Source organism: Flagellimonas zhangzhouensis, assembly GCF_900102925.1.
Classification (GTDB): Bacteria; Bacteroidota; Bacteroidia; order Flavobacteriales; family Flavobacteriaceae; genus Flagellimonas; species Flagellimonas zhangzhouensis.
This window is the reverse complement of record NZ_FNKI01000002.1, coordinates 56,847-74,064: the sequence shown is the minus strand read 5'-3', so window position 1 is coordinate 74,064 and position 17,218 is coordinate 56,847. Positions and strand designations below refer to the sequence as shown.

Sequence of the window (17,218 nt, the reverse complement as noted above, 5' to 3'; positions counted from 1 at the left end):
ATTTAAGCGGTTACTCCTTTTGCTGCTTTGATAACTTCTTCAGCAATATTGGAAGGAGTTTCTGCATAGTGTGAAAATTCCATGGTTGAAGTTGCTCTACCAGATGACAATGTTCTCAATGCTGTAACATATCCGAACATTTCAGACAACGGCACCTCTCCCTTAACTACTTTGGAACCAGCTCTGTCGCTCATGCTACTGATAGTTCCTCTACGTCTGTTCAAGTCACCTACGATATCACCCATGTTTTCTTCAGGTGTCAACACCTCAATCTTCATGATAGGCTCCATCAATACTGATCTTGCAGATTTAGCAGCTGCTTTATATCCCATTTTGGCTGCCAATTCAAACGATAATGAATCGGAATCCACAGGGTGGAAAGAACCATCCTTAAGGGTAACTTTCATGCTATCCATTTCAAATCCAGCCAAAGGACCATTTTTCATAGCCTCTTTGAAACCTTTTTCTACTGCTGGAATATATTCTTTAGGAATGTTACCACCTTTAATCACATTTACAAATTCAAGACCTTCTTTACCTTCTTCGGCAGGCTCCATTGTAAATACGATATCAGCAAACTTACCACGACCACCTGATTGTTTCTTGTAAACTTCTCTGTGATCGGCAGATTTTGTGATAGCCTCCTTGTATTCTACTTGAGGTTGTCCTTGGTTTACTTCAACCTTGAACTCTCTTCTTAAACGGTCAACGATGATATCCAAGTGAAGCTCACCCATTCCAGAAATAATGGTCTGTCCTGAAGCTTCATCTGTTTTCACCTGGAAGGTTGGATCTTCTTCAGCCAATTTAGCCAAAGCCATACCCAATTTATCCACATCAGCCTTAGTTTTTGGCTCAACCGCGATACCGATTACTGGATCAGGGAAGTCCATACTTTCAAGAACGATAGGCGCATCCTCAGCAGACATGGTATCACCAGTCTTAATATCTTTAAATCCTACAGCCGCACCAATATCACCAGCCTCGATATAATCGATAGCATTTTGCTTATTGGAGTGCATTTGATAGATTCTGGAAATACGCTCTTTTTTACCTGAACGGTTGTTCAAGATGTAAGACCCCGCATCCAAACGACCAGAATATGCTCTAAAGAAAGCCAAACGACCTACGAAAGGATCAGTAGCAATCTTAAATGCCAAAGCAGCAAATGGTGCTTTTGGATCTGGTTTTCTAGTGATAGCCTCACCAGTATCAGGATCAGTTCCTACGATATCATCTTTATCCAATGGAGATGGCAAGTAACGACATACAGCATCCAACAAGAACTGAACTCCTTTGTTTTTAAAGGAAGATCCACAGATCATTGGGATAATCGCTCTGTCCATTACAGCAGCACGCAATGCAGCATGCACTTCTTCTTCTGTGATGGAATTTTCATCTTCGAAGAATTTTTCCATCAACTCCTCATCATATTCTGCAACAGCTTCGATAAGAGCAGCTCTATACTCTCTTACTTCGTCTTGCATTTCAGCAGGAATATCAACAACATCGAAAGTAGAACCAAAGTTCTCATCGTGCCATACGATAGCCCTGTTCTTGGCCAAATCTACAATACCTCTAAAGTCAGCTTCGTCACCGATAGGCAAAACAATCGGCACAGCATTGGAACCCAACATTTCACGAACTTGCTTACACACGTTCAAGAAGTTGGAACCTTGACGGTCCATTTTGTTTACGAAACCGATACGCGGTACTTTATAGTTATCGGCCAATCTCCAGTTTGTCTCGGATTGAGGCTCAACACCATCCACAGCACTGAACAAGAACACCAAACCATCCAACACACGCAAGGAACGGTTTACTTCTACAGTAAAGTCAACGTGTCCAGGGGTGTCAATGATGTTAAAGTGGTAATCTTTAGTGTCAGGCAATGCTTGTGCATTTTCCATGGGGAACTTCCAAGTACAGGTTGTTGCAGCAGAGGTAATGGTAATACCACGCTCTTGCTCTTGCTCCATCCAGTCCATGGTAGCCGCACCATCGTGCACCTCACCAATTTTGTGGCTCACACCAGTATAAAAAAGAATACGCTCAGTAGTTGTTGTTTTACCAGCATCAATGTGTGCCGCAATACCGATATTCCTTGTATATTTTAAATCTCTTCCCATTGTATTGATTAGAATCTAAAGTGTGAGAATGCCTTATTGGCCTCAGCCATTTTGTGTGTATCTACTCTTTTCTTCACCGCAGCACCTTCTTCTTTGGCAGCAGCCAAAATCTCAGAAGCTAATTTTTGCGCCATGGATTTCTCATTACGCTTTCTTGCGTAGCTGATCAACCACTTCATTGCAGTGGAAATCTTTCTATCTGGACGAATTTGCATTGGAATCTGAAATGTAGCACCACCTACTCTTCTACTTCTTACTTCAACGTGTGGCATTACATTGGAAAGTGCATCTTTCCACAACTCCAATCCAGTTTTTTCCTCGTCAGTGTTCTTTTCATCAACGATTGCAATTGCATCGTAGAAAATCTTGAATGCAATTGATTTCTTACCGTCCCACATCATCATGTTAACGAAACGTGTAACAAGTTGATCGTTAAATTTAGGATCTGGTAATAATGGTCTCTTTTTTGCCTGCTTTTTTCTCATCGCTTCTTCTTAAAGTTGTTTACTTTTTAGGGCGTTTTGCACCATACTTAGATCGACGTTGCGTTCTTCCCGCAACACCTGCGGTATCCAATGCACCGCGAACGATATGATATCGAACACCAGGCAAATCTTTTACTCTTCCGCCTCTAACCAATACTATCGAGTGCTCCTGGAGGTTGTGTCCTTCACCAGGGATGTATGCGTTAACTTCTTTACCATTTGTCAACCTTACCCTTGCAACTTTACGCATTGCAGAGTTTGGTTTTTTAGGTGTAGTAGTGTAAACACGCGTACAAACCCCTCTTCTTTGAGGACACGAATCCAAAGCAGCCGATTTACTCTTCTTGGTAATTGTGGCCCTTCCTTTTCGTACTAATTGTGAAATTGTTGGCATTAAATTTCTTTTAAAAACTAAATAACCCTCTTTTTGAGGGCTGCAAATGTAGTGATATTTCCCAATAATTCAAATACATGCGAATTAATTTTGACTTTAATTTTGAAAAACTTCAATGAACCTTCTGAAGCCCTCACTCAATTTCACATCAAATCACCTCAAAACAACATATCCATACCTTATAATATTAATGAATATTTGATTGTATTTAAACCCATCAAAAAGAGAAATTATTTATTGCGTATATATATTAAGGTATAAGGTACATTTCTTATTTCTTTACATCAGATTAACATTTCTTATGTTAAAAACCTTAAGAACCTACCCCACTATGAGATACGTAAGAATATTCACTCAATTTTCACAAACACCACCCCTACCCCTGCATTTTTAAGGGCCAAAGCATATAATTTACAGGAAGAATAATTCTCACCCCTTCAAATTGCATAGTTGATAATGATATTTGTAGTTATTGCACTTCTTGCATTTAAGTTCCCAGTCTTAAAGATTTTATAAAATAAGTTTGGTTTATTAACATGAAATTATGATTTTAGCCATTAGCTAATTCAAATAATTTAACAATGAGAACAAAACTTAATGGATTGTTAACGCTATTATTGGCGTTTGTTGTGCATATATCCTTTGCACAAGACAAGACGATTACAGGTACTGTTACGGATGGCGATGGCCTTCCGTTGCCTGGGGTCAACATTGTCGTTGAAGGTACCACTACGGGTACCCAAACAGATTTCGACGGAAATTACGCAATCACTGCAAGTGAAGGTCAAACTATTCTCTTCACTTACATTGGTCAAAAACCATCTACTAGAGTTGTAGGTGCTGCTAGCGTAATTAATGTACAGATGGAACCTGACACCCAAGCTTTGGAAGAGGTTGTTGTAACCGCCCAAGGTATTAAGCGTGAGAAAAAGGCTTTGGGTTATGCAGTATCCTCTGTAGGTGCTGAGGACTTGAACGACAAGACTGAAGGTGATGTTGCCAGGGTTCTTTCCGGTAAAGCTTCCGGTGTAAATATTACCTCTGCTGGTGGTATGTCCGGTTCTGCAACCAACGTGGTTATTCGTGGTTTGAGTTCCTTTAGTGGAAGTAACCAGGCCCTTTTTGTTGTGGATGGTGTGCCTTTTAGTAGTGATACCAACACAGCTGGTAACTTCTTGGATGGTAACACTGGATCCTCCCGTTTCTTGGATTTAGATCCAAACAACATTGCCAACATCGAAGTATTGAAAGGTCTTGCTGCTGCAACACTTTATGGTACTGCTGGTAAAAACGGTGTAATCTTGATTACAACTAAAGCAGGTGCTGCAACAGAAGGAAAGAAAAAATCAGAAATTACAGTAAGCCAGTCTTATTTTGTTAACGCTTTGGCTTCCTTGCCAGATTATCAAGATAAATACGGTAACGGTTTCGACCAAGCTTTCGGTTGGTTCTTCAGTAACTGGGGGCCAAGTTTCGATAGAGAAGGTGTTGCAGGATGGGGAAATCCTAACTCTTTCCCAGCTGTTTATGACATCGATTCAAACGGTACAATTCGTCACCCTTACGCAACTTCTTCACTTTCAAGTGTTAGAGATGCATTCCCAGAATTGCAAAATGCTAGATATGAGTGGAAACCTTACGATTCAGTTGAAGACTTTTTGGCTCCTGGAGGCGTAAGCAACACTTCCATCAACGTTAATGGAAGTTCTGCGGATGGAAACACCAACTACAACGTAAACTTGGGTCTATTGGATGATGAGAGTTTCGTTCCTGGTAACTCTATTCAACGTATGAACCTTTCTGTGGGTGGTAGATCAAAACTATCAAACAAATTCACAGTTAGTGCAGTTATGAACTACTCTAGAACAGATTACAAATCTCCTCCTGTAGCAGCGAGTAGAGGTAACGGTTCTTTGGGTCTTTCTTTGTTCGGTCACGTATTCTTTACACCTCGTAGTGTTGACTTGATGGGTCTTCCTTGGGAAAACCCAGTTGACAACTCTAGTGTTTACTATCGTGCAACTAACGGAATCATCAACCCAAGATGGGTACAAAACAACGTGAAGTACAGACAGCAAACCAACCGTGTATTCTGGAATGCTTCCTTGGCTTATGCTATCAACGACAACATGAACCTTACATACCGTGCAGGTCTGGATTTCTATAACGAAAGAAACACCAACTACTCCAACAAAGGTGGTGTAGGATTCAACCAAGCTATTTTTGGTTTCTTGGACACTTACGATAACAACAATACTATTTGGGATCACTATTTGGCTATTGATGGTAACTACGACTTATCCGAAAAATTGGGTATGAGCTTTACAGCTGGTGCCACAGTAAAGTCTACCATTTATGACAGACAAGGTGTTTCCAGTGCAGGACAGATTGCATATGGTATCACAAGACACTTTAACTATGAAAGTCAAACACCTATCCAATACTTGGAGAAGCAAAACATTGCTGGTATCTTAGGTCAAGCTACTTTTGATTACGACAACATGTTGTACTTGTCTTTGGCAACTAGAACTGACTGGGTTTCCAACCTTGCATCTGCCAACAACAGTATGACTTATCCTAGTGCCAGTATCTCTTTCTTGCCAACTGCTGCTTTCAGCGGAATGCAATCTGCAGGAGGTTTGAACTTCTTGAAATTAAGAGCTGGTGTTGGACAATCTGCAGCCTTCCCAGGGGCTTACCCAACCGTGAGAACAGCAAACCAAAACACAAGACAATGGGGTGACGGTGGTGAAATTACTACCAATGCCATCTCTTCATTTGCTGCTAACGAAGATCTTAAACCTGAACTTCTTACAGAATACGAACTTGGTTTCGAATCTAAATTCTTGAATAACGCAGTTTCTTTGGACTTCACTTACTTCAACAGGGTTACTAAAGACCTTATTGTAAGAGAGCCCCTTTCTCCATCCACAGGTTTTACAGTTACTCAAAGTAACGTTGGTAAAATCAAAGGTGAAGGTGTTGAAGTTGATTTAGGTGTTGACTGGTTTAGAAGTGAGACTTCTGATGGTTTCAACTGGAACTCAAGAATCAACTTCTCTACATACAAGCCTAAAGTTGTTGAACAAGAGCAGGACATTATCATCTACGGTGGTAGACAAGAATTGTTCTTGGGAGGTAACGCCGCTATCGAAGGTCAGCCTCTTGGTGTAATTGTTGGTACCGCTATCGGTAGAGACGAAGATGGAAACTTCTTGGTTGATTCTTCCGGTAACTATGTATCTGTAGAATCTGATATTAACGGTGATACACCGATCATTGGTGATCCAAACCCAGATTTCACAACAAACTTCATCAACTCTATCCGTTTCAAGAACTGGAACCTAGGTTTCCAATTCAACTGGACAAAAGGTGGAGACATGATGTCTAACACTATTGCTACATTGCTTGGTCGTGGTTTGATCACTGAAACTCAAGATAGAGAGCAAACATTTATTTTGCCTGGTGTACAACAAAGTACTGGCGAAGTAAACAACAAGCAGATCAACAACTCTTCTTTCTACTTCACCAACGTTCTTTTTGGACCTGCTGAAATGAAAATTTACGATGCTTCTGTTGTTCGTTTACAAGAGCTTTCTTTGGGTTACACATTCCCATCTAAATTCTTGGAAAAAACTCCATTTGGCTCTTTGACCATTACCGCTCAAGGTTTCAACCTTTGGTATGATGCTTACAATACTCCTGACGGTGCCAACTTTGACCCTAACGTAATGGGTGCTGGTATTGGTAACAGTCAAGGTTTTGACTATATCAACGGTCCAGCTTCTAAAAAGTATGGAATGAGTGTCAAATTGACCTTTTAAAAAAATTAACGAAAAGAAATTATGAAAAATATATTTAAATACATTTCCATAGCACTCTTGGCCCTTTTGCCTTTGAGTTCTTGCGAGACTACGGATTTGGATCTGCGCTCTAACCCGAACGCATTGTCAGAAGACCAGGCCGATCCAAACCTATTGTTGAACACGGTACAGCTGAATTACAGAAACGCCATGACCTCTTTCAACAACTTTGGCGCGCAGTTAACGCGTATCGATTATATGAGTGGTCGTATCTACTTTAACAACTTTACAGGTGCATCTTCCAATGGAATTTGGAGTAACACTTATGTAGGGATCATGTCCAACACATTGGCCATGGAACGCATTAATGCTGAGTCTGATCTTGATTACAGCTATAACGTAGCCATGGGTAAAACCATGTTGGCCCACTCCTTATTATTGTTGGTAGATTACCTTGGTGAGGCTGCTTATTCCCAAGCATTGAACCCTGCTGAGTTCCCTGCTCCACTTTTGGATGATGGACCTTCAGTTTACGCTGCAGCGCTTGATTTATTGGATGAAGCAACTGCACTATTTAATTCAACTTCTGGGCTTCCTTCAGCTGCAACAGATTTATTCTATGATGGTGATGCTTCCAAGTGGATCAAAGCTGTTAACACTATTAAAATGAAGGCGTATTTGACTACTGGAGACCTTGCTGCTTTCAACAGCATCGCTTCAGGCAGCAACTACATTACAAGTACAGAAGATGATCTTCAGTTTCAATACGGGATCAACATCCTTAACCCAGATACTCGTCACCCTGATTACCAAGGTGGATATACCGATACTGGTGTAGGACCTTACCGTTCTAACTGGATCATGTGGCAAATGTTGGAAAATGACGATCCAAGAATTCGTTACTATTTCTATCGCCAAGCCGATGGTACTCCTGGTAACGTTGATGTAAATGGTGCCGATGTTCCACCAAACGAAGAAACTCTTTCTTGTTCTTTGTTTATTGTTCCTGATCATTATGCAGGATTGCCTTACTGTAGCCTTCCAAACGGATACTGGGGTAGATCTCACGGTAACGATGAAGGTGGACCACCAGACGGATTGTTGAAAACTGCTCCTGGTGTTTACCCTGCTGCTGGTAACTTTGATGATGATAGATTTGAAGGTATCTTCCAAGGTGCTGGTGGAGCTGGTGCTGGTATTGAGCCAATTATCTTGGCCTCTTACGTAGATTTCTGGAAGGCTGAAGCTGCTTACGCTTCTGGTGCCTCAGATGCAGTTGTAACTGGTCACATCCAAGCTGGTCTTACTAAATCTATTGCTAAGACTCAATCCTTTGGAGCTTTGGATGGTGCTGCTGATTTATCTTTTGAGCCTAGTGCTGCAGAAGTTACAGCTTTCATCGACGGTATTGTTGCTGATTTCACTGCTGGTGCAACGGAAGAGGACAAAATGAATGTTTTGGGAACTCAGTTCTTTATTACAATGTACGGTGGTGGTGCTGAAGCCCACAACTTCTACAGAAGAACAGGATACCCAACCAACTTGTTGCCTAACTGGGAACCAGATCCAGGACCATATCCAAGATCTTTCCTTTACCCTTCTGATGAGGTTATCACTAACCCAAATTTGACTCAGAAGACAGATTTGACAACTCAGGTATTTTGGGATACGAATCCAGCGTCCCCTACATTCCCAGCAGCTAACTAAACCGTTTAACAAAAAATTATATACTAATGAAATCTATATATAAATTTCTCCTAGCAACACTTATCGTTGCGATTGGATGTGAAGATTCCGATCTTCCGATAGATACTATCTTGTATGATGTTGGTAGGGGTGTAGCTTTGAGACAAGTGAACTTGGTCTCAAATGAATACCCGATCGGCGATTACGATGCCGCTCTTGAAGTTCAATTGGAAGTTCAGGACAGCAAAGGAATTGTAACAGAAATGAATGTTTACGGAACTTTCGACGATGATGCCGATACATTTGATATTGATGACCAATTGATTCAAACGTTCCCAATCGGGGATTTTGAAACAAGCCAATATGGTTTACCAACTATGTTGTACATTTTGACTCAAGGTGATGCAATCAGCTTGTTGGGCCTAACAGAAGACCAAGTTGGACCTTTCGATTCATTTACATTCCGTTTTGAATTGGTAACAAGTGATGGTAGAACTTTCAGTGCAGAAGATAACACTGGTACATTAACAGGTACGTTCTACTCTTCTCCATTCAGCTACGATGTATTGATTACATGTCCTCCTAAAGCTCCTACCGCAGGTGTTTGGACAATTGAAATGCACGATTCTTATGGTGATGGATGGCAAACTACTGATGCCAATGGTGGTGATGGTGTAACCGTAACCCTAGATGACGGAACCGTTATCGAGTTTGGTATGTGTTCACCTTATTCAGCTGCTGCTGGAACATTCCTAGGTTCAGGCGACTGTATTCCTAACGATGGTTCAGATGCTACTGCTACCATTACCATTCCTGCTGGAACTGAAACAGCTACTTGGTACTTCCCTGGAGATAACTGGGGTGAAATTTCCATGGAGATCTATACTCCAAATGGAAACCTAGTAGGTAGCGTTGCTACTTCAATGCCAGCTGGTGAAATCGCTATCGATTTCTGCTATGACTAATAAATGTTAACCCTTTAGGGTAATATGTTAAATAAAAGGGTCGTTTTTAATAAACGACCCTTTTTCTTTGCTCTAAACTGTATTTTAGTCAATCTTTTGCAGACATAATTGTTTTTCTTCTTGTGTTTAAGTTAAAATTACCCTGCATCTAACAATCCCGTTGACCACACTAATTTTTATAAGTATATTCGACAAAATTCACAACCATGTTTAAAAACCAATTATTAGTACTATTTATTTCATTCTTAAGCTTTAACGGCTTTTGCCAATATGCTGGTATGGCTCCAGGAGGAACAGGAAGCATGCACGGTTCTGGAGTAACTCAAGCACTACTGAACAACTCTGTTGGAGGAATAACAGATTCCTATGAAAGATTGAAAGTAATGACCGGTATTGATCAATTTCAAGGATCTCCATATTTGGAAGATAAATTTCAAGCAACTGAAATGTTTTACGAGGATGAAGATCAAGGAAGAATTTACTACCGCTACAATGCCTATAACGAAGAAATAGAAATTAAAAATTCAACACTTGCTGACGAAGAGCCTAGAAGTTTAAACAAAGACAAGGCTATAGCAGTAATGTTGGATAACAAATACCCTTTAAGCTTTAGTACTTTTATTGATGCTAAGAACAATACACTAAATGGATATTTGGCTCTATTGAATGAAGGTGACAACTTCAAGCTTTTTAGAAGAGTAAGGGTAAAATTCACTGAAGGACAAAAAGCGCAAAATTCCTTTGTTAGTGCAATTCCCAACAGATTTACTCACTATATCGAATATTATTACCAACCCAAAGGTGCTAACCGTATCGATGAAATCCCGACAAAAAACAAAAAGTTGCTTAAAATGTTGGATGAACCTTTCAAAGCGAAACTTTCAAAATACTTGGAAGAGAACGAATTGAACATTAAAGAAGAAGCAGATTTGATTAAAGCTTTTGAGTTTTTAAACTCTTAAAATTTAAATCAACCACAATATGTAAGACCGCTTATTTATAGGCGGTCTTTTTTTTGCCCAACAAGCAATTCTAGGAATCCCTTGATTTTTTAACAAGATTTCTCCTGTGTCAATGTTAAAATACTGACAATCAACTTGACAACACTTATAATTATGAGTAACTTAGGTAAAAATCATTATTATGTCAAAAAACACACCATTAGCACTATTCATTTCATTAGTAGGTTTTTACGGATTTAGTCAGTATGCTGGCGTAACTCCAGGATCTTCAGGAGGCTTTGGGGCATCCCAAGGAGTAATTCAAAATATGAAAGGTGGAATCACCGATCAGTTTGAACGTTTAAGTAAGGAAACGGGCATTGATGAATTTCAAGGATCGCCTTATTTGGACAATTCATTTCAGGCCACTCAAATGTATTATGGCGAAGAAGCCCAAGGTAAAGTTTATTATCGGTACAACGCCTATAATGAAGAAATAGAGATCAAGAACTCTACCCTTGAAGAGGAACAGCCCAAAGCGCTCAATAAAGACAAGGCCATTACAGTAATGTTGGACAACAAATACCCGCTGAGCTTTAAAACCTTTATAGATGGAAAGGGAAATACCCTAAATGGATATTTAGCACTTTTAAACGATGGAAACAACTTTAAACTTTTTAAAAGAACCCGTGTGAATTTTAGCCAGGGACAAAAAGCGCAAAATTCATTTGTTAAGGCAGTTCCCAATAAATTTTCGCACTACATCGAATATTATTATCAACCCACAGGAGCAAAACGAATTGATGAGATTCCTACCAAGAACAAGCAATTACTTAAAATGCTCGATAAACCTTTCGAAGCCAAACTAGAAAAGTACTTGGATGAGAATGATCTGAACATAAAAGAAGAGGCCGATTTGATCAAAGCATTTCAATTTTTAAATTCTTGATCAAATCAGAACCTTAATAAGATAATTTACCGCCCATTTAGGGCGGTTTTTATTTACTTTTGCCCCATATGAAAGATAGTCAGCTCATTTACGGAATACGTGCAGTTATGGAGGCCATAAATGCCGACCAGCCCATTAATAAAGTTTTCATCCAAAAAGGCTTAAAAGGTGAGTTGATGAAGGAATTGGAATCGACCGTTCGTAAAAATGGCATCAGTGCTTCCTACGTTCCAATCGAAAAATTAAATCGATTGACACGAAATAACCATCAGGGCGCTATTGCTCAGATTTCTCCTGTTCAATTTCAAGATTTTGAAAAAATGGTGGAGCAAATAATGGAAACCGAAAAAATGCCATTATTTCTCTTATTGGATCAAGTCTCTGATGTGCGGAATTTTGGAGCCATCATTAGAACTGCGGAATGTTCTGGCGTTCATGGAATAATTGTTCCCAAAAATGGAGGAGCGCCCATTACGGATGATACGGTAAAAACTTCGGCGGGAGCCGCTTTCAATGTACCCATTGCTAAGGTCGACCATTTAAAAGATGCTATTTTCTATTTGCAAGCTTCTGGCGTTTCCATTACTGCTGCCACCGAAAAAACCGATAATGAAATTTACGATGTAGATTTTAAGAAGCCATCTGCAATAATTATGGGTTCTGAGGAAAAAGGAATTAACCCTTCTACCCTATCAGTCGTGGATAATCAAGCCAAACTACCCTTAATGGGCAATATTGGCTCGTTAAATGTTTCCGTGGCCTGTGGCATTTTTCTATACGAAGTGGTTAGACAGCGCAGATAATCAATCTTCGTTGCCAGATTCTTTATAGTGATACTTTATTTGGATTTCTTCTTCAGCTTCGTCCAAGTTTTCAATAAAGTTTCCGTCAGCATCAAAATGTCTTAAAAAAGGATCTTCGTCTTCGTTATAGTCTTCATGTTCCCAAGCATATTTTCGAACAGCAGGCAACTTCACCTTAGTGGTAAAAGCCAATAGTAGCCCCGTTAAAAATCCTGATAAATGGCCTTCCCATGAAATTTCTTCTTCAATGGGAAAAATATACCAGATCATACTGCCATAAATAAAAACAACAATCAGGGACAAAGCCACCAAACGATAATTTTTGGCCAATATCCCTTTAAAGAAAATAAAACTGGCCAAAACATAGATCAACCCACTGGCTCCAATATGATAAGAAGGCCTGGCCATAACCCAAGTGACCAATCCTGAAATCAAGACCCCAAGAATAAAGACCTTAACAGCAACACTGCGATAGAAATAGAAAAGAAAAGCAGTTAACACCGCCAATGGAATGGTGTTGTTATATAAGTGTTCCAGTGAGCCATGGATAAAAGGGCTCAATACAATGCCACGTAACCCAGTCAAGGCCCTTGGATAAACTCCAAAGTGATTCAAGTTTACATGAAACTTCACCTCGACCCAGAACACCGTCCAAATAGCCAAAACAGCTAGCATTGGAGCTACTAGAACATCGTTGGTGAATTTTAAGGTATCCTTTGATTCCATTAGCTACTAAATATCAAATTTCTGACCACGATTTTGAAATTACACAAATTGTCAGCTATAACAATAACGCCCTCAAATTTGCTTAATTTTACATCCATGAACGAACCCTTGGCAGAACGCATAAGACCTAAAACCCTTGAGGACTATATAAGCCAACAGCACTTAGTGGGACCCAATGGCGCCTTGACCACCCAGATAAAGAACGGGATAATACCTTCTTTAATATTTTGGGGGCCTCCAGGCACGGGAAAAACTACGTTGGCCAATATTATTGCGACCGAAAGCAAGCGGCCATTTTATACCTTGAGTGCCATTAGTAGCGGGGTTAAAGATGTTCGAGAGGTTATTGAAAAAGCCAAACAAAGCGGCGGACTTTTCACTTCCAAAAATCCGATTTTATTCATTGATGAAATCCATCGTTTTAGCAAATCGCAGCAAGATTCCCTTTTGGGTGCCGTTGAAAAAGGTTGGGTCACATTGGTGGGCGCTACTACGGAAAATCCAAGTTTTGAAGTCATTCCCGCCCTACTGTCGCGTTGTCAGGTCTATACCCTCAATCCTTTTGATAAAGAGGACCTGATTGCACTTTTGAAGCGTGCAATAGACACGGATAAGGAATTATCAACCAAAAAAATTGAACTAAAAGAAACGGAGGCTCTTCTTCACTTATCTGGAGGGGATGGTCGTAAATTGCTCAATATTTTTGAGTTGATTGTCAATTCAGAAAACTCGGGCAGTATTGTCATCACCAACGACTTGGTGATGAACAAAGTGCAAAAGAATACGGTGCTTTACGATAAAACTGGGGAACAACATTACGATATAATTTCAGCCTTTATAAAAAGTATACGAGGAAGTGACCCCAATGCAGCGGTTTATTGGTTGGCCCGAATGATAGAGGGCGGGGAAGATGTAAAATTCATTGCGCGTAGAATGGTAATTTTGGCTTCCGAGGATATCGGAAATGCCAACCCTACGGCTTTGGTCATGGCTAACACCACTTTTCAGGCAGTAAATACCATAGGTTATCCCGAAGCCCGCATTATTTTGAGTCAATGCGCTACCTATTTGGCAAGTTCAGCCAAAAGCAATGCCAGTTATATGGCCATTAACAGCGCTCAACAAATGGTAAAACAAACTGGCGACCTTTCGGTTCCCATGGCCATTCGCAATGCACCCACCAAATTGATGAAAGATTTGGGGTATGGGACAGGCTATGAATATGCCCATGACCATAAAAACAATTTTGCGGAGATGGAATTTCTTCCAGAAGAAATTATAGGCACAACGTTTTACCAACCGGGGAACAACCCAAGGGAAAAGGCCATGAAAGATTTTTTAAAAAACCGCTGGAAAAATAAGTACGATTACTAGAATTTGATATTCAGCTTTTTCTGCTGTTTTTTGCCATCAACTGAATACTCCAACATCCATTGCCCATCTTGCAAAAAGACCACGGCATTATTACCTTCATATTCCGTCATAAAAACATATTGCATCGAAGTTTCCTGAAGTGTAAGCACCACCTTAGGGGTATTGTCCACTAATTGGTAACCGCTTGGAATAGCTTGTGCATAAAGCACGTCCACATCGCCACTAACAATACTCGAAGGAATCGGCTCAACCGATTTATAAACTTGTTCTTCTGGAGTTGCTTTCTGCTCTATTACCTGTGCAGTAGATTTAGGCTCTACCGTTTTCACATCATTCTTATAACTAAGGGTTACCGTCTCACTGTTCTTATTTTCAGTAGCTGCATCGGGATCATAGGAATAGCCCATCCCAGCAAATGACACGAATGCATTCTGGATAGCCTCTTTATAGGCAGCCCCAAAATCTTTAATTTTACTTTTACCTTCAAGGGATCTAAACACTTCTTTGTTTTGACAATCTTTTAGTGAAATGAAAATTTTAGTTGAAAACATGCCTGATTCATCTATCACATCGGCCACTAGACCTGTGCATCGATTTCCCGCCAAATCAATAGGTAACGCATCATCATACACTACGTTAAAGCCATTTTCAGCAAAATAATACTTGATCAATGTGCTGGTCTGGTATTCGTTTACCTCTTTAAAGGCATCAAACTTTTTGGGGACAATGATGTATTTGTACTTGTTCAATTGTGCATGGGCAAAACCACTTATGCCCAGGGCAAAAACCAATATATATAGTATTCTTGTTTTCATATAATGTAGGTAATCAATTATCGTTCCAAGCTATTATTTATTCTATTCTGTAAAGATATGTAGATTCCCTCAATAGGGTTTACTTTCGTCTCAAACAGCAGTGAACAAAAGAACTAAATTCAACTAGTTTACCATAGGTAAAGGTTCACTTTTAAGATTTGTTTATGACCTAAAGAAGGTTCTTAATTTCAATAAGATCGTTAACAATTACACATTCTGAGTGATCAGGTTCTCCATTGGAGTTATAATGCACTACTTGCATACCCATTGCCTTGGCGCCAAGAATATCGGCCTCAAGATTATCACCGATCATAATGGAGTTTTTAGGGTGAACATTGGCCTCGGTTAATGCCAATTCAAAAATCTGGGGATGCGGTTTTTTCACTCCAGCCATTTCTGAATTAACTATAATTTCAAAATAATGATGGATTTGACTTCCCTTCATCTTTTTTTCTTGCACTTCCTGAAATCCATTGGTAATAATATGCAACCTATATTTTGGGGATAGGTAATCCAAAATCTCCAACGAATTGGGCAATAAATGGGTAAAAGAGGAAAGATGTTCAATATATTCGTGAGCCAACACATCTATAATCTCATCGGATACTTCAGCACCTAACTTATCGAACGTAAGTCTTAAACGTTGGTATCGCAATGCAGATTTTGTTATTTTATTTTCTCGGTATAGTGCCCACATTTGAAAGTTTATGGGTGAATACACCTCCAAAAAGACCTCAAGCTCCACCTCTACCTTGTTTTCAGTAAGAATTTTGGCAAAAGTGAGTGCTGAATTTTTTTCAAAGTCCCAAAGGGTGTGGTCCAAATCAAAAAAAACATCTGTAACAGAGTTCTTAAACATAATAGCGCTTTAATATAGATTGATAGAGCTCCATCCAATTCAAATCGTGTTCACTACCCAACAATTCATTGGAAAACACAAACGTTAAATCTCCCCTCACTTGTTTGACCACTCGATACACCTCATCCAATTTTTCAAAAACCTCATCTTTGGATTTAAAATTCACCAAAGAATAATCGTGCATAGCAAAAGGATGAATCTTTATAGGCTGCCGAATTTCGGTGTTGATATCATAAAAATAAAAAGGAGTACAAGTTCCTGCCCTGAACCCAATTTCGTGCGTGTAGCCCATGGAAAAATCATCCGTGAACTCAGTTTCCACCAAATTGCGGTATGCTGCAGGCACATTAACCCGATTATAGCGCAACCTTGAATAACTTATCGGGCGATTGATTAAGTTACCCAGTTGCCTTTTCTCCTCTCGCAACACATTGTTATCTGAAGACGACATAAATGAGGTACTTAAAGACACAATACTGTAATCCGCAATGGACTTAATCAAAAATCGAAACTTGTTGTTGTTCGTGGAAACGTTTTTATCGTGTGCCGAATGTTTCGCAAATTGAAAAAAGAACATACTCTTTATGGGAAACTTTTTATGGATTTCCACCAACTCAAAAAAGTTGTCGTAAGGATCCTTTTGGATTCCCAACAAAACTGCAAATCGCTTGATGATATTTCTAAACTTGAAATTCCCTAGATCTATAAAAAACCCACCCAAGGTTCTAGAAATACCTCTCTTAGCAAAAGCATGTGAAGTGGTCACATTGATGATTGAAGTAAACTGATAATCATTTTCCTTCGTCTCCAAATTTGGGAAACGCTCTTTAAGAGCCTCCAATAATTTATAGGCCCAAAGGTCAACAACAGGGACATTCAAAAATTTGTTTTGATAGGCGATGCTCTCTTTCACTGGAAACCTTCCCACACTATCCTTAACATGGGGCAAATACTCCTCATATCGGCTCAACAGAAAAAAACTGGCCGAAAAAATATCGAATGGCAACGTACTTTTTTCTCCTGCAGCAAAAAAGCAGGGTATTCCATCCCAATCCGAAACATTGATCTCCAAATCGTTGATCCCTTGTTCAAATAACAAATCGTTGCTCCGAATAAAGAATTCGTTTTGCAGCGGTTGTTTGGAATAGGTCATTTTAGGGCCCGAGTGCTTGATAAAATCCTCCACTTTAGTGGTAAACCCAATCTCCACCCCCAGAATCTTTTCAAAAATCTGCTTGGCAGTATACGTTAAACGATTGGTGACCTTATGGGTAAATATCAATAACATA

The 17,218-nt window shown here is 39.7% G+C and carries 14 protein-coding genes; 7 read left to right on the top strand and 7 right to left on the bottom strand.

What is annotated here, in order from left to right; genetic code table 11:
• Positions 1-2: 2 nt before the first annotated feature.
• From fusA to rpsL, 3 genes are read right to left on the bottom strand one after another with little or no spacing between them, the layout of a single operon-like run.
• Entirely contained in the window at positions 3-2,129 is a 2,127-nt protein-coding gene (gene fusA, locus BLQ18_RS07050; RefSeq protein WP_090293750.1) for an elongation factor G, read from the bottom strand.
• Between the two features lie 8 nt (positions 2,130-2,137).
• On the bottom strand, positions 2,138-2,614 hold the full coding sequence (gene rpsG, locus BLQ18_RS07045) for a 30S ribosomal protein S7 (RefSeq protein WP_090293749.1): 477 nt from the start codon (positions 2,612-2,614) through the stop codon (positions 2,138-2,140).
• Positions 2,615-2,633: 19 nt separating this feature from the next.
• Positions 2,634-3,008 carry a 30S ribosomal protein S12 gene (gene rpsL, locus BLQ18_RS07040; RefSeq protein ID WP_013305196.1) on the bottom strand — a complete coding sequence of 125 codons (375 nt, stop codon included), beginning with the start codon at positions 3,006-3,008 and terminating at the stop codon, positions 2,634-2,636.
• Positions 3,009-3,589: 581 nt separating this feature from the next.
• Between rpsL and BLQ18_RS07030 the strand changes: the two genes are divergently transcribed.
• The 6 genes from BLQ18_RS07030 (at position 3,590) to rlmB (ending at position 12,155) form a co-directional block, all read left to right on the top strand.
• Positions 3,590-6,832 (top strand): SusC/RagA family TonB-linked outer membrane protein, encoded by a 3,243-nt coding sequence (locus BLQ18_RS07030; RefSeq protein ID WP_090293747.1) that lies wholly within the window; start codon positions 3,590-3,592, stop codon positions 6,830-6,832.
• A 21-nt stretch (positions 6,833-6,853) separates the two neighbouring features.
• Entirely contained in the window at positions 6,854-8,518 is a 1,665-nt protein-coding gene (locus tag BLQ18_RS07025) for a SusD/RagB family nutrient-binding outer membrane lipoprotein (RefSeq protein WP_090293746.1), read from the top strand.
• 26 nt (positions 8,519-8,544) lie between these two features.
• Positions 8,545-9,462, top strand: a complete 918-nt coding sequence (locus tag BLQ18_RS07020) for a hypothetical protein (protein ID WP_090293745.1) — start codon at positions 8,545-8,547, stop codon at positions 9,460-9,462.
• A gap of 206 nt (positions 9,463-9,668) precedes the next feature.
• A complete protein-coding gene (locus tag BLQ18_RS07015) occupies positions 9,669-10,424 on the top strand; it encodes a hypothetical protein (RefSeq protein WP_139150372.1) in 756 nt (251 codons plus the stop codon).
• Positions 10,425-10,605: 181 nt separating this feature from the next.
• Positions 10,606-11,352, top strand: a complete 747-nt coding sequence (locus BLQ18_RS07010; protein WP_090293743.1) for a hypothetical protein — start codon at positions 10,606-10,608, stop codon at positions 11,350-11,352.
• Between the two features lie 68 nt (positions 11,353-11,420).
• Positions 11,421-12,155, top strand: a complete 735-nt coding sequence (gene rlmB, locus BLQ18_RS07005; RefSeq protein WP_090293742.1) for a 23S rRNA (guanosine(2251)-2'-O)-methyltransferase RlmB — start codon at positions 11,421-11,423, stop codon at positions 12,153-12,155.
• On the opposite strand, the gene BLQ18_RS07000 is transcribed toward rlmB, so the two are convergent.
• Positions 12,156-12,881: a rhomboid family intramembrane serine protease gene (locus BLQ18_RS07000; RefSeq protein ID WP_090293741.1), complete on the bottom strand. Its 726-nt coding sequence runs from the start codon at positions 12,879-12,881 to the stop codon at positions 12,156-12,158.
• 96 nt (positions 12,882-12,977) lie between these two features.
• Between BLQ18_RS07000 and BLQ18_RS06995 the strand changes: the two genes are divergently transcribed.
• On the top strand, positions 12,978-14,255 hold the full coding sequence (locus BLQ18_RS06995; RefSeq protein ID WP_090293740.1) for a replication-associated recombination protein A: 1,278 nt from the start codon (positions 12,978-12,980) through the stop codon (positions 14,253-14,255).
• Here BLQ18_RS06995 and BLQ18_RS06990 read toward each other — a convergent pair.
• From BLQ18_RS06990 to BLQ18_RS06980, 3 genes are all read right to left on the bottom strand, one after another.
• On the bottom strand, positions 14,252-15,070 hold the full coding sequence (locus BLQ18_RS06990; RefSeq protein WP_090293739.1) for a hypothetical protein: 819 nt from the start codon (positions 15,068-15,070) through the stop codon (positions 14,252-14,254). The genes BLQ18_RS06995 and BLQ18_RS06990 overlap by 4 nt on opposite strands.
• Positions 15,071-15,239: 169 nt before the next feature.
• Positions 15,240-15,929 (bottom strand): YjjG family noncanonical pyrimidine nucleotidase, encoded by a 690-nt coding sequence (locus BLQ18_RS06985; RefSeq protein WP_090293738.1) that lies wholly within the window; start codon positions 15,927-15,929, stop codon positions 15,240-15,242.
• Positions 15,922-17,217, bottom strand: coding sequence for a polysaccharide deacetylase family protein (locus BLQ18_RS06980; protein WP_090293737.1), 1,296 nt, complete (start codon positions 17,215-17,217; stop codon positions 15,922-15,924). Before BLQ18_RS06980 ends, BLQ18_RS06985 begins: the two co-directional genes overlap by 8 nt.
• Position 17,218 lies beyond the last annotated feature (1 nt).